This is a genomic window from Vreelandella olivaria, from assembly GCF_023507745.1.
Taxonomy (GTDB): domain Bacteria; phylum Pseudomonadota; class Gammaproteobacteria; order Pseudomonadales; family Halomonadaceae; genus Vreelandella; species Vreelandella olivaria_A.
Window position 1 is genome coordinate 1 of the sequence record NZ_JALPZO010000052.1, and the last position, 13,863, is coordinate 13,863.

14 protein-coding genes are annotated in these 13,863 nt (G+C 53.9%); all 14 read right to left on the bottom strand.

The window, feature by feature from the left end:
• Positions 1-253: 253 nt before the first annotated feature.
• Positions 254-838 (bottom strand): RBBP9/YdeN family alpha/beta hydrolase, encoded by a 585-nt coding sequence (locus tag HP566_RS03995; RefSeq protein WP_249975969.1) that lies wholly within the window; start codon positions 836-838, stop codon positions 254-256.
• 177 nt (positions 839-1,015) lie between these two features.
• A complete protein-coding gene (ssuD, locus tag HP566_RS04000) occupies positions 1,016-2,194 on the bottom strand; it encodes an FMNH2-dependent alkanesulfonate monooxygenase (RefSeq protein WP_249975970.1) in 1,179 nt (392 codons plus the stop codon).
• 1 nt (position 2,195) lies between these two features.
• The gene (locus HP566_RS04005) at positions 2,196-3,170 is read right to left on the bottom strand and encodes an aliphatic sulfonate ABC transporter substrate-binding protein (RefSeq protein ID WP_249975971.1); all 975 of its coding nucleotides are present in this window, start codon (positions 3,168-3,170) and stop codon (positions 2,196-2,198) included.
• Between the two features lie 91 nt (positions 3,171-3,261).
• The gene (locus HP566_RS04010) at positions 3,262-4,059 is read right to left on the bottom strand and encodes an ATP-binding cassette domain-containing protein (RefSeq protein WP_249975972.1); all 798 of its coding nucleotides are present in this window, start codon (positions 4,057-4,059) and stop codon (positions 3,262-3,264) included.
• A 2-nt stretch (positions 4,060-4,061) separates the two neighbouring features.
• The gene (ssuC, locus tag HP566_RS04015; RefSeq protein WP_249975973.1) at positions 4,062-4,859 is read right to left on the bottom strand and encodes an aliphatic sulfonate ABC transporter permease SsuC; all 798 of its coding nucleotides are present in this window, start codon (positions 4,857-4,859) and stop codon (positions 4,062-4,064) included.
• A 434-nt stretch (positions 4,860-5,293) separates the two neighbouring features.
• Positions 5,294-6,406 (bottom strand): molybdenum ABC transporter ATP-binding protein, encoded by a 1,113-nt coding sequence (modC, locus tag HP566_RS04020; RefSeq protein ID WP_249975974.1) that lies wholly within the window; start codon positions 6,404-6,406, stop codon positions 5,294-5,296.
• Positions 6,396-7,097 carry a molybdate ABC transporter permease subunit gene (gene modB / locus HP566_RS04025; RefSeq protein WP_249975975.1) on the bottom strand — a complete coding sequence of 234 codons (702 nt, stop codon included), beginning with the start codon at positions 7,095-7,097 and terminating at the stop codon, positions 6,396-6,398. The genes modC and modB overlap by 11 nt, the downstream gene beginning before the upstream one ends.
• On the bottom strand, positions 7,094-7,882 hold the full coding sequence (modA, locus tag HP566_RS04030) for a molybdate ABC transporter substrate-binding protein (protein ID WP_249975976.1): 789 nt from the start codon (positions 7,880-7,882) through the stop codon (positions 7,094-7,096). Before modA ends, modB begins: the two co-directional genes overlap by 4 nt.
• Positions 7,883-8,015: 133 nt before the next feature.
• Complete coding sequence (locus HP566_RS04035; RefSeq protein WP_249975977.1) at positions 8,016-8,375, bottom strand: winged helix-turn-helix domain-containing protein; 360 nt, start codon at positions 8,373-8,375, stop codon at positions 8,016-8,018.
• A gap of 189 nt (positions 8,376-8,564) precedes the next feature.
• Positions 8,565-9,644 (bottom strand): sulfate/molybdate ABC transporter ATP-binding protein, encoded by a 1,080-nt coding sequence (locus tag HP566_RS04040; RefSeq protein WP_249975978.1) that lies wholly within the window; start codon positions 9,642-9,644, stop codon positions 8,565-8,567.
• Between the two features lie 34 nt (positions 9,645-9,678).
• The gene (gene cysW, locus HP566_RS04045; protein ID WP_249975979.1) at positions 9,679-10,566 is read right to left on the bottom strand and encodes a sulfate ABC transporter permease subunit CysW; all 888 of its coding nucleotides are present in this window, start codon (positions 10,564-10,566) and stop codon (positions 9,679-9,681) included.
• Positions 10,567-10,577: 11 nt separating this feature from the next.
• Positions 10,578-11,408, bottom strand: coding sequence for a sulfate ABC transporter permease subunit CysT (gene cysT / locus HP566_RS04050; protein WP_249975980.1), 831 nt, complete (start codon positions 11,406-11,408; stop codon positions 10,578-10,580).
• Between the two features lie 59 nt (positions 11,409-11,467).
• Positions 11,468-12,547 carry a sulfate ABC transporter substrate-binding protein gene (locus tag HP566_RS04055; RefSeq protein WP_249975981.1) on the bottom strand — a complete coding sequence of 360 codons (1,080 nt, stop codon included), beginning with the start codon at positions 12,545-12,547 and terminating at the stop codon, positions 11,468-11,470.
• Between the two features lie 227 nt (positions 12,548-12,774).
• Complete coding sequence (locus tag HP566_RS04060) at positions 12,775-13,707, bottom strand: CysB family HTH-type transcriptional regulator (RefSeq protein WP_249975982.1); 933 nt, start codon at positions 13,705-13,707, stop codon at positions 12,775-12,777.
• Between the last annotated feature and the right edge of the window lie 156 nt (positions 13,708-13,863).

Consider the following 13,863-nt stretch of genomic DNA (forward strand, 5'->3'; position numbering starts at 1 on the left):
GGCCTTGGGGGCGGCGATGCGGAAGCTAATCCACATCGCCTATGGCATCCTCAAGACCCAAACCGAATATCGGTCGCAAACCACCTAATGGGTTGTTTGTGACTGGTTAGGAGAGATGGTATCTAGGAAGTTTTTTAGATGTTGTTATTCACAATAAGAGAATAAAAAAATCCCTCTGGGCGAGGGATGTAAATGACGCAGGAAGGCCAGGTTAGGCAGGCTCCTACGAGTGGACTATCTCTATATAAAAATGTTAAGCAATACGTCGTTGATCGCTATTTAAATCACGATAATAGTTAAAGCACTTGAGTAAGCGTAATCCATCGCTCCAATGTGTATGTCCAGAAAGGGAGTTAATATGACCTGCACCATGAATAATATGCAAAGCGCTATGCCACTCATTGGCAAAATGCTGGATGCGTTCGATAGTCGCTGCAGGATCATTGGTTGAGCCAACGACAAGACTGGGAAAAGGAAGCGGGCGTAATGGAATGGGGCCAAAAGTAGCTAAGCGCTCACTTACGCTACCACGCTCAACATCCGCAGGGGCTACGAGCAGAGCACCCTTGATCTTCGAAGCCAGTGCCGGGTAGCGTTTAGCCCAGTGTGAAACGGTGACACAGCCCAGGCTATGGGCAATCAATATAATGGGCGTTTTGGCTTGTAAAATGGCATGGTGAAGTGATGCCACCCAATCATGTAAGTCCGGGTGGCTCCAGCTGTTTACTTGAGTACGCGAACTATTAATCAGTTGTGTTTGCCAGTGGCTTTGCCAGTGATCGGGCCCGGATCCGTTCCAACCGGGTACGATTAGGTAGTGTTCGTTTGCAATTGACATACTCTTCTCTCCCCACGTTGAAATAAATAAGATTGAATGAAGTATGTCGTACTGGCTGTAAATAGCAATGCAGTGTAAAGAAGAATAAAAGAAATGCTTATGGTGAAAAGGGTGTTGAGGTTATACAAAGGCCCCCTTTACTAAGGGGGCAATAAGTTTATAAGATAAAAATAAGGCTTAGCGAGGTTTTGCGCTATTCGCTACAATCTCGCCGCGCACAGGTGCTCTTAGTGTGTCAATAGCAGGGGGCGGTTCGTGCGCTTTGGGCAGTAATGGCAGTACTTTTTCACCAAAGTGGTAGGCCTCTTCTAAGTGCGGATAACCTGAGAAGATAAAGGTATCAATGCCTACGGCCATATACTCACGGATACGTTCCGCAACGGTTTCAGGACTACCTACTAGCGCGGTTCCGGCACCACCACGCACCAAGCCGACACCTGCCCACAGGTTGGGACTGACCTCAAGCTTATCCCGGCGCCCACCATGCAGGGCTGCCATGCGGCGCTGCCCTTCGGAGTCCATGCGTGAAAATGTTTGCTGTGCAGCTGCAATGGTCTCATCGTCCACATGCTCGATGAGCTTATCCGCTGCGGCCCATGCCTCGGCATCGGTATCGCGCACAATCACATGCAGCCGGATGCCAAAGGTGAGTTCACGTCCAGCCTTTTTAGCCGCCTCACGAACGGTGGCTATTTTGTCGGCAACCTGGGCGGGAGGTTCCCCCCAGGTGAGATACTTGTCGACGGTATCCGCTGCCACTTCAATGCCCGCTGCCGATGAGCCGCCAAAGTAGAGTGGTGGGTGGGGTGTCTGGGCCGGTTCGAAGATGAGTTGGCCCTCTTCGACATGGATATGTTTGCCCTTATAGGTGACATTTTCACCCGCGAGCAAGCCACGATATACCTCCAAAAACTCCCGGGTGACCTCATAGCGCTGATCATGGGGCAGGAAAATGCCATCGCCCTTGTTCTCGGCGGGGTCGCCTCCGGTCACCACATTGATCAGCAGCCGGCCATTGGAAATACGGTCAAGCGTGGCTGTCATGCGGGCAGCCACCGAGGGGGATTGTAGGCCTGGGCGAACAGCCACCAAAAAGCGCAGGCGCTCAGTGGTGGGAACCAAGGCCGAGGCGATAACCCATGAGTCTTCACAACTACGGCCAGTGGGTAACAGCACGCCGTAAAAGCCAAGCTGGTCTGCCGCTTGGGCGATCTGTTTCAGATAGCCAAGACTGACTTCTCGGCCACCCTTGGCGGTCCCCAGGTAGTGCCCATCTCCATGGGTGGGTAGAAACCATAGAAACTTCCCTTTTGTAACGGTTGGTGCTGGCTGGGAAGGAGTAGCAAAGGCGGTCATGTTATTCTCCAGGTTGCCAGATCGGGGAGCCTGTAGCATCCACGGCGTGGGGCAGAATGTCCGCAGCTAAGAAAGCGTCGGCAATTTTCTGTTGCTCGCTAAGCCCTTCCAGCGTCATCGGTTGTACATCATAGCTGCGATTCTGGTTAGCGGTTTGTACGATTTCCGGGTCAAGATTACCCCACAAAGGCGCTAACAGCTCTGCGGCTTCTTCCGGGTTTTCAGTTACCCACTTACCTGCTTCATTCAGTGCCTCATAAACCGTGGAGATCACCTCGGGATAGGCTTCTACATACGGGGTGGCCGCCAGGTAGTAGCGTGTATAACTGGCCAGCCCATCACTTCCATCCGTAATCGTGCGGGTCTCAAGAGTGGCGCGTGATGTTGATAGGAACGGTTCCCAGGCAATCCATGCGTCTACATTGCCTTGAGCGAATGCTGCGCGGGCATCGGAGGGAGGCAGATAAGAGACGCGTACATCGTCAAGCGTCAGGCCAACGCTTTCGAGTGCGGCGATAAGCAGATAGTGGTTACCTGCGCCACGGGTTACGGTAATACGCTTACCGGCGAGGTCTTCCAGCGTTTCAATCTCGCTATCTTCCAGCACAATCAGCGCCTGACCGGAAGGTGAGGGGGCTTCACTGGCATAGAAGGTAAGGTCGGCACCTGCTGCCTGGGCAAAGATCGGGACGGTATCGGCTACATCGGCGCTGATATCGATATTGCCAACGTTCAATGACTCCAGCATGGGCAAGCCGCTGGTGAATTCGTACCACTCAATGGTAACGCCTTGCTCAGCCAGCTTTTCTTCAAGAGAGTTATCATTGCGTAAAACACTCATCAGGGTAGAAGAGCGTTGGTAGCCGATGCGTAATTCATCGGCCAGCGTTAATGGCGCCTGAATGAGCGTTGCAGTAGCGAGAGCCGCCACCATGGCAGAGCGTTTAAAGGTTTGGGGCAGAGTGAAGTGTTTCATGGCGTAAGTTCCTTAAACAGCACGATCCTTGTGCGTTGGTGTGATGGGAGAAGCTAAGGAATGATGAGAGGTACTTGTTATTGGATCAGGGTTATTGACCTAGAACGCGTTTCAGCACTTTTCCTTCAATGGCAGAGACGTCGGCACTGGCAGGTTCACGGGGCCGATTCAGATCAACGGGTAAGTCCATGCCGATCTGCCCCTGTTCGAGGACGATCACGCGGTCCGCAAGCTGAACCGCTTCCTGAACGTCATGGGTGACCAGCAAAACAGTGAAGCCATTTTGTTGCCAGAGTCTCTCAATCAGGCGCTGCATCTCGATTCTGGTTAACGCATCGAGGGCGCCAAGGGGCTCATCCAGCAACAATAGTTGCGGCTGATGAATGAGAGCCCTTGCCAGTGCCACTCGCTGGCGCTGGCCGCCTGAAAGTTTGGCTGGCCAGACACCAGCTTTATCTGACAGGCCCACTTCATCCAGCACACGTTTGGCGCGGGGTTTCCAATCGCCCTTTAACCCCAGGCCTATGTTGTCAATAACCGATTTCCAGGGAAGAAGGCGGTCGTCTTGAAACATCATGCGAATATCAGTTGATGCCAGGTCTGCGTGACCATCTGCACTTAAAGTGCCCGCATTATGGCTATCCAGCCCGGCGATCAGCCGTAAAAGCGTACTTTTACCGCAACCGCTGCGGCCCACAATGGCAATGAACTGACCTTTTTCGATCTCCAGGTCGATGCCTTTAAGTACTTCCAGTTCGCCAAACTTCTTCACCACACCTGTTAAGTGCAGGTGCGTTCCCCCCTTTGCTGGGGCGTGGGATGAGCGGGCGCTGCTGGAAGCCGTTGAGGTGGTAGAAGCGCTTGTTTCCGAATAGGTGGAAAAGGTCATGGTTATGCTCCCTTAACGTAGGCGGGGTGCCAGCGCAGCCAGCGGCGTTCAAGGAAACGGGCAGCTTCATCAGCCAGCTTGCCCAGCAGTGCATACAGCACAATGGCAAGTACGACGACATCGGTTTGTAAGAACTCCCGTGCGTTCATAGCCAGATAGCCAATGCCTTCACTGGCTGAAATGGTTTCTGCAACGATCAGTGTGAGCCACATCAATCCCAGCGAATAACGCACACCCACCAGAATTGACGACATGGCTCCGGGCAAAATGACATTGGTAAACAGTGGCCATCCTGATAAGCCATAGCTGCGTGCCATTTCCATCAGGTTCGAGTCGATATTACGAATGCCATGAAAGGTATTGAGGTAAATAGGAAAGGCGGTACCCAGCACAACAAGAAAGATCTTTGCGGTTTCATCAATGCCAAACCAAAGGATGACAAGAGGCACCAGCGCCAGGTGCGGTATGTTACGAATCATCTGCACGGTGCTATCAAGAAGCCTTTCTCCCCAGTGGGAGAGCCCGCTAATCAAACCCAGCAGCAGTCCTATGCCGCCACCAATGACAAACCCCAGCGCTGCGCGCTGAAAGCTGATGCCTAGGTGGTAAAAAATTTCGCCTGTTGCTGTTAACCGCCAGCCCGCCTCAATCACTGCCAGGGGAGCTGGCATAATGCGGCTGGAAATCCAGCCGAAGCTGACCGCAAGTTGCCACAATAGTATTAACGCGATAGGAACTGCCCAGGGCAGTGCACTGTCGGCCAGCCTGTGTGAAGCCAATTTCTGTGAAACAGTGGCCATTACATGGTCCTCCGATGGGAACGGGTAACAAAACGCGATGAAAATGAAAGAATTAAGCCAGTAAGCGTGTTGATTTATGCTACCAACGTGCTTGTTCCTGGCTTAAATAGTTAAAAAAGAAAAGGTTATTCGGGATTGCTAAGGGGGAATCTATCTGAAGCTATGAGCCAGTCAGCGAAACGGGTATCGAAGGCATCGCTGACATCAACGGCAACGGGAAGCACTTCATGGCGATGGAAGAAATCCGCGGCTGCCTGTAGGGAGCTGATAACCTCTTGATCGATGGTGGCAGGAGTAATGCTTGCCTGTGTAACCCAGCGTTCAGTAACGTCAGAGGGTAGTGCCTGCAGATGAGACGGCTGACAAAATCTTTGATTGCCCTGAGCACGATTCGAACTATCCCGATAAGGGCACAGACGGCTATTATTCCGGTGCTAAGAATAATGCGAAACCGATACGCTACGAATAAGCGCCGTCACTTGCTTGCCTACCCCAAGTGCCATTTCATCCGAGGATTTGCGTGTTAAGCGGGCTCTTAACCGGTTAGCACCTACGCTTAAGAGCAACTCAACCGAGTGAGGGCTTATGGGGAGCGTTGTCATTGCTTCAATGGTGGCAGGTAGCTGATTACGGTAGCTGGTAGCCAGCGGAGGCGTCAGTGCCAGGGCAATATCCCGTGCTAGAATCCGTATCCGCAAATAGCTGCCTATCGGGGCTGAGGTACCTGGTATGACTAAACGGTGACGCTCATCAAGCGAAAGGTGGGTGAGATGATACCTGGTGTCGTGCTGTTCCACCCGCCCTTCAATAATCGAGGCTGCGTCGAACCCTCCCAATTCCTGAGTTAAGTCGAAACGCTGTAGCAGGTGATTCAAGGGGGCGCTGGCTACGATATTGCCCGACTTCATTAGTACAAGATGATCAGCAATCGCAGAAATTTCTTCCGGGTCGTGGCTGACGTAGATCACAGGGATGTCGACCTGTTTGGTGAGCCGTGCGATAAAGCGCAGCAGCTCCTCCTTGCGGGCTCCGTCCAGCCCCGTTAAGGGCTCGTCCATCAGTAGTAGTTGTGGGGCGCTGAGCAGCGCCCGGCCTATGGCGACTCGCCTTGCCTCTCCACCGGATAGGGTGCCAGGCATGCGTTCCAGCAGAGGGGCAATGCCAAGGAGTTCGACAATCTCATCAAAACGGTCTGGCGCATGGGTGGGCATGCCATAGGTAAGGTTGCCGCGTACCCGGTAGTGAGGGAACAGGCGGGCCTCCTGAAATACGACTCCAATTCTGCGCTTATGTGCGGGAACGCAAATACGGCGCTGGGTATCCAGCAATACCTGATCGCCCAACTGAATCGCTCCTGTCTCAGGACGTTCCAGTCCGGCGATTAAACGTAGCAGGCTTGTTTTGCCACTACCCGAGGTACCGAAAATACCGGTGACACCACGTCCTGGCAGTGTTAATTCCGCCTGAAGGTGAAAGCTACCAAGGCGCTGATCAATGGATAGGGATAGTGGCGAGATGTCGGTGGATGAGGAAGGATTAATAGACATCACGTTCCTGTAAGCGTTGTTTGGTGCGCCTGGCCAGCCACTCGGAAGCGACCAGTGAGAACAGGGCGATGATGATAGCCAGAATACAGAGCCGCGCCGCCGCAGCTTCCTGGCCGGGTGACTGGATCAGCGTATAAAGTGCCAGGGGCAGAGTGCGTGTTTCGCCTGGGATGTTTGAGGCGAAGGTGATGGTGGCTCCAAACTCGGAAAGCGCACGTGCAAACGCCAGGACCGTTCCTGTCAGTAAGCCGGGAACGGCCAGGGGGAGCGTAATGGTGGTAAATATTCGCCAGCGGTTAGCACCAAGGGTTTTTGCCGCTGCCTCAAGCTTGGGGTCCACCGCCTCCAGCGACAGGCGCAGTGCCCGCACCAGCAGTGGAAATGCCATCACCCCGCTGGCAACCGCAGCCCCCTGCCAGGTAAAGGGGAGGGATACCCCCAAACTGGCGTATAGCCACTGACCAACCACCCCCTGTCTGCCCAGTGCCACTAAAAGTAGGTACCCCACGACGACGGGAGGGAGTACCAATGGTAAGTGGATTAAGCCATCCACCAGCGCCTTGCCACGAAAATCGTAGCGGGCTAACCACCAGGCAACCGCAATACCGGGTGGTAAAATCCAGGCGACAGCCGCCAGGCCAATCAGCAGGCTAAGGCGAATAGCTTCCCATTCGGCTGGAGAGAGTGTCACGGTGTGCTCGTAATGGTGTCGAAACCATGCTCCTCAAAAATACTTAATGCCTCTTCGCTTTCCAGCCACTCCCTGAGTGCCACTGCCGCTTCGTTCTGCTCTGCATCAATCAACGCGACAGGGTAGGTGATAGGGGCATGGCTATCGGTAGGGAAGAGCCCCAGCACTCTCACCCGGTCGCTGGCAAAGGCATCGGTCTGGTACACCACGCCCACCGGCGTTTCCTGGCGTTCCACCAGTGTTAGCGCTGCACGCACATCATTGCCACGGGCAAGTCTTGGCTGTAGCTCTTCCCACTCGCCCAGCGCTTCAAGTGCCTGCTGGGTATAGATACCGGCAGGTACGTGATCCGGGTCTCCAACAGAGAGTCGGTCGCGGTCGCCTAGCAGAGTGGCGATATGGGCGTCATCACCGGGAGTAAAATGCTCTGGTACCGAGTCGCTGGCGGAAATGAGTGCCAAGCGGTTTTGCAGTAAATCACTGCGCTGCTGAACGTTTACACCTTCCTCCTCCAGCCAGTCCATCCATTCTACATTGGCCGATAGAAACAGCACCGATGGACTCCCGCTGGCAATCTGTCTGGCCAAGGTGGAGGAGGAGGCATAGATGGGGGTCACTTTCACGTCGTGCTGTGCCTCGTAGACGGCGATAGCGTCATTCAGCGCATCGGTAAGTGAAGCGGCTGCGGCCACTTGCAGATTTTCCGTTGCAAAGGCAGAGGTCGGCAGCATCAATACAAAGGCTGTGGTAAGCAGGTGGCGATTAATCGGGCGCATTGTCATCATCGGTATTCCGCTATTTCCAAATGGATATAGCGGAGATTACACAAAAGTAGCGTGACGCTCAACGGCAAATGAGGAAGGCGGGTCGATAGCATCTGACCAAAGATGCGCAGGGTGTTAAAGGTTAGGGAGCTACTTAGGAGACCATCAGTGAGAGTAGTGCCTGGGCATCAGCAGAGTGCTCGGGTGTGAGCTGTTTTTCCAGGGCACGGTAATGGGTGAGTACCTGCTTGCCCAACTCGGTCAAATGGGCGCCTCCACGCTCGTTACCCCCAGAGCTTGTAGAAACAAGAGGGGATAGGAAGTGATTATTCATGGTCTCAATAAGCTGCCAGGCTTTTTTGTAGCTCATTTTAAGCGAGCGCCCAGCCGCTGAAATAGAGCCAGTCTGGTCAATCATCTCCAGCAGGTCTGCTTTGCCAGGCCCGATCACTACATCACGATGTAGCGCTACCCGTAACTGAAAAGTAGGCTTTGCGTGGTGGGTTCGTGTCACTGAGGGCTCCCATGCGTAGTCAGTTTCCCACTAGTTTAACAGTCATGAACGACTCAAGGTCCATCAATCCAGTCAATAATGTCACGGGGCCCACACCAGGTTGCTGGCTTGGGTTTCTCTTTATCAGCATGTGCCGGGGCAGGTCGCTGATACAGCCTGCACCAGCGGCCATAGGTGTTGATCAGGCGTTTAACCATTTGCCACACGTTCATCGGGTAGAAAGACTCGACTGTAAATGGGGCGAATCCAGGCATCACTGCCCTGTACGAGGCCCAGTGCGCGGAAACGGTGCTTGGAAATTTCAGCATGTACCAGCGCTTCGCTATCATCTGTACGTAGTTCAAGGCGCACCGTTGGGCCTACCACCGACACGAGTTCTACCTTGGCATGGAGCGCGTCAGAGTGCTCTTTTGTGGCAAATACCTCAATCTCATGAGGGCGGACGTAAGCCTGGCCCTGTTCATTCTGGTAGCCCTGGAACTCCGGCGCCGGTAGCTGTATGTTTCCAATTCGGGCAACCCCATCATGCACCCGTGCATGGAAGAGGTTTACATTGCCGAGGAACTGGTACACGAAAGGGTTGGCTGGGTGGTCATAGACCTCTTCCGGGGAGCCATCCTGCTCCACGCGGCCTGTATTCATCACCACGACGCGGTCAGAGACTTCCAGTGCTTCTTCCTGATCGTGGGTCACAAACACACTGGTGACGTGGATATCATCGTGTAGCCGACGCAGCCAGCGGCGCAGCTCCGCGCGAACTTTGGCATCCAGTGCCCCGAAGGGCTCATCCAGCAGCAATACTTTTGGTTCGACCGCCAGTGCCCGGGCGAGAGCAATCCGCTGGCGTTGTCCGCCGGAAAGCTGATGTGGGTAACGATGTGCGGTCCAGTCCAGTTGCACCAATTCCAGCAGTCGCATGACCTTCTGTTTAATTTCAGCTTTATTGGGGCGCGTTTTACGTGGGCGGACGGTCAGGCCATAAGCCACGTTCTGGAAAACGGTCATGTGCTTGAAAAGTGCATAGTGCTGGAAGACGAAGCCGACGCCGCGCTCGCTGACATGCAGGTCAGTGGTGTCTTCCCCGTGGAAGCGAATACGTCCGGTATCCGGCTGTTCCAGGCCGGCAATAATGCGCAATAGCGTGGTCTTGCCCGAGCCGGAAGGGCCGAGTAGCGCAGTAAGCTCACCATCACGGAAGGTGAGGCTGACATTGTCTACCGCAACAAAATCGCGAAAGTGCTTATTAACGTGATCAATCTCGATGCTCATGAAGGTTCTCTTATCTCTGTGAAGCACTCAGGGGTCAGACAGCGGCAAGGCGTTGTCGATGCTCTTCCTGCCACTCAACAACGCTTTTGATCGCGATGGTGACCAGTGCCAAACCTGTTAGCAGTGATGAGACAGCAAAAGCGGCGGTAAACATGTACTCGTTGTACAGCACCTCGATATGCAGCGGCATGGTATTGGTCTCTCCACGAATACGGCCGGAAACCACCGCTACGGCGCCGAACTCACCCATGGCGCGGGCGTTACAGAGAATAACCCCATAGATGAGACCCCATTTGATGTTCGGCAGGGTGACATACCAGAAGGTTTTCCAGCCGTTAGCTCCGAGGGTGAGTGACGCTTCCTCCTCCTCTTTCCCCTGTTGCTGCATCAGTGGGATCAACTCCCGGGCGATAAACGGCAGTGTGCCAAAGGCAATCACGATGACGATGCCGGGTACGGCGAAGATGATCCGCATATCGTTGGCTAAGAGCCAGGGACCTAACCAGCCTTGAGAGCCAAACAGAATCACGAAGATTAAACCCACAACAACAGGTGATATGGCAAAGGGCATATCAATCAGTGAGATCAGGATGGGCTTACCACGAAACTCAAATTTAGCGATTGCCCAGGCTGCGGCAATACCGAACAGTGTATTCAGGGGGACGACGATAGCGACGATAAGCAGCGTCAGGCGAATGGCAGACATCGCATCAGGGTCGCGTATTGCTTCATACCAAACGCTGATACCCCGCTCGAAGGCACCGTAAAGTACGACTGATAATGGCAGCACCAAAAAGAGCGCGACAAAGGCCAGGGCGAGGGTGATGAGCACAATCCGCAGCCAGGCGGGCTCTTCTGTCGCACGTCGCCAGCGTTTGGCAATGGTGTCGTTGGTTTCAATCACGGTGGTCGATGTAGTCACGTTTGCTCCCCTTATCCATGACGCCGGCTGGTCCACCACTGCAGGCCATTAATGATTAACAGCATGACGAACGCAGCAATCAGCATGACCGTGCCGATAGCGGCCGCGCCGTGATAGTCGTACTGCTCAGTTTTGGCAACGATCAGTAGCGGCGTAATTTCAGTGCGAAAAGGCAGGTTGCCAGAGATAAATACCACGGAGCCGTATTCGCCAAGTGCGCGGGCGAATGCCAACGCATAGCCCGTCAACAAGGCAGGAAACAGGGCGGGAAAAATAACCCGACGAATGGTCGTCAGCCTGTCAGCTCCCAGGCTTGCCGAGGCTTCTTCCAGCTCGGCTTCCAGGTCTTCAAGCACCGGCTGTACGGTGCGCACAACGAAAGGTAAGCCGATATAGGTAAGCGCCACGACAACACCCAACTGCGTATACGCCACCCGGATGCCAAAGACATCCAGGTATTGGCCCACCCAACCCGTGCTGGCGTAGAGCGTGACCAGGGCAATACCGGCCACGGCGGTTGGCAGCGCGAAAGGCAGATCGACCAGCGCGTCAACGATGCGCTTGCCTGGAAACCGGTAGCGGACCAGCACCCAGGCAAGCAGTGCACCGAACACCAGGTTAATGGTCGCCGCCATCAAGGAGCCGCCAAAAGAGAGTTTATAAGATGCCACCACTTGGCGCTGGGTGACGGCGCTCCAAAAGGTTTCCCAGCTCATGGTGGTGGCGTAAAGCAGAAAGGCACCCACCGGAATCAGAAACACCAGCCCCATATATAGCAAGGTAAAGCCCATGGTGAGTCCGAATCCCGGTATGACCCGTCGTTTGGCAAGGGTGATTGACATATAGGCCCCCATTAAAATGCCAGGAGGCAGTAGCCCCCTGGCAATAAAGTCAAAAGTACTTATTGAGTATTGATTTCTTCGAGAATATCGTCGAACACCCCGCCATCGTTAAAGAACCGCTGTTGCGCTTCCTGCCAGCCACCCAGGACTTCATCAATGGTAAATAGCTCAAGCTCTGGGAACTCTTCGCTATACTCAGCCAGAATATCCGGGTTGCTAGGGCGGTAGTAATGCTTGGCAGCCAAGTGCTGTGCTTCATCGGAGTAGAGATAGTCCAGATAAGCCTCAGCGACCTCGCGGGTACCCTTACGGTCAACATTGTTATCAATCAGCGTGACCGGCGGTTCAGCCAAAATACTTAAAGATGGCACGATAATTTCGTAATCACCCGCGCCCAATTGCTCCACTGACAGAATTGCCTCGTTTTCCCAGGCGATGAAAACGTCACCCAAGCGGCGTTGTACAAAGGTGTTGGTCGCTCCTCGGGCTGCCGGGTCCAGTACGGGAACATTGGCGTAAACCTGGCGCACGAAATCGTAAGTCTGCTCCTCATCACCATCAAACTTCTCTAGGCCATAGCCCCACAGTGCCAGGAGGTTCCAGCGTGCCCCACCGGATGTTTTGGGGTTAGGCGTAATGACTTCGACATCGTCGCGGGCCAGATCATCCCAATCCTGTATGTTTTTGGGGTTGCCGTCGCGTACCAGCAGAACGATGGTAGAGGTGTACGGCGAGCTGTTGTTGGGCAGGCGTGACTGCCAATCTTCAGGGATCAGGTTGGCCCGGTCATGCAGGGCATCGATATCGTAAGCGAGCGCCAGTGTGGCCACGTCGGCATCAATACCATCGATGATAGAGCGACCTTGAGAACCAGAGCCGCCATGGGACTGGCGAACGGTAACGGTTTGGCCGTTCTCATTTTGCCAGTACTGGTTGAACAGCTCGTTGTACTCACGATAAAACTCGCGGGTGGGGTCATAAGATACGTTGAGTAGTTCCACCCGGTCGCTTTGTGCCAGGGCGGGGGCGCTAAGGCTGAGCGCGCCTGCTAAAGCGGCACCACCCAGCAGAGTGGCAGCCGTTAGTCTGGAAAGGTGCCGTGTGTTGAAGAGCTTTGAATGGGAAAACGAGATTTGCATATTGGCTGCTCCAGAGTGAGACCATTTTGGGTCTTTCATTAGATGGATGGGAACAGCCTAACGGTGAGTATTATGCAAATTAACGAATAAAAAATGGATTGCTTATATTTTTTTGTGATTATGTATGGGGTGGCTGCGATACCCTGAAAATATGCCCGCACCCCAGCATGGCCTGAAAGACTTTGCCCGCGGGGTCCGGGGTTGGAGGAGTGGCAGGAACTGATGGATTACTCTTGACGTCCTGATAACACCCGCTGAATAGTCTCTTCATCCAGGTTGTCGCGGCATAGCCTTAGGAACTGGTAGGCATAGCCACGTAGAAAATGCCCACGCCGCAGTGCGAGGTAAGTGGTGTTACGCGGAAAGAGCGCGCTGGCATCTAACAGCTTGAGCCCCTGATCGCGCTGTTCGTGGTAGGCCATGGAGGCGATCAAGCCAACGCCCATGCCCAGCTCCACATAGGTTTTAATAACATCCGCATCCAGCGCTGTGAGTACAATGTCGGGATAGACATCCGCTGCGGCGAACGCCGTATTTATCCGCGCCCGCCCGGTAAACCCTTCGTGATATGTAACGATGGGATGTTGGGTTATACGCTCAAGTGTTAGTGGCGTACCGTCGTTAAGCGGATGTGTTTCCGGTACAACGACACCGTGGTACCAGTGGTAGAACGGGAAGCAGGCGAACAGCTGGCCCTCTTCATGAAGGGCTTCCGTGGCGATACCAATATCGACCTTGCCCGCTTTTAATAGCGACACAATCTCTTCAGGGCTGCATTGGTGCAGCTCAAGATGTACCTTGGGAAAGGCTTGCTTGAAGCGTGCAATAATGGGTGGCAGTGCATAGCGGGCCTGGGTATGTGTTGTGGCAATTGCCAGGCTGCCTTGGTCTTCATTGGTAAGCTGATGCGCCGAGCGCTTAAGGTTTTCTACATCCAGTAAAATACGTTCGATAAAGTCGATCAATGTGCTGCCAGCAACCGTCAGGCCAAGAATGCGCTTACCCCGGCGTTCAAAAAGCTCAACGCCGAGCTCCTCTTCCAAATCGCGAATGTGCTTGCTTGCCCCGGACTGTGAGGTGAACAGCGCATTCGAGGCCTCGGTGAGGTTGAAGTGCTGCCGCACTGTCTCGCGTACGATGCGCAGTTGCTGGAGATTCATTGCGAGCGATACCTGGTTTGTCAGTAAGTTTTAATATTCTAAAAAAGAATATTAAATTTTCCTCTTATTCAATAAATTGTATTTTCTGCTATCTATATCGCATTTGCATCATTAGCTCGTCAGCATGACGCCAGTGGCAGACATATGCTACATGTG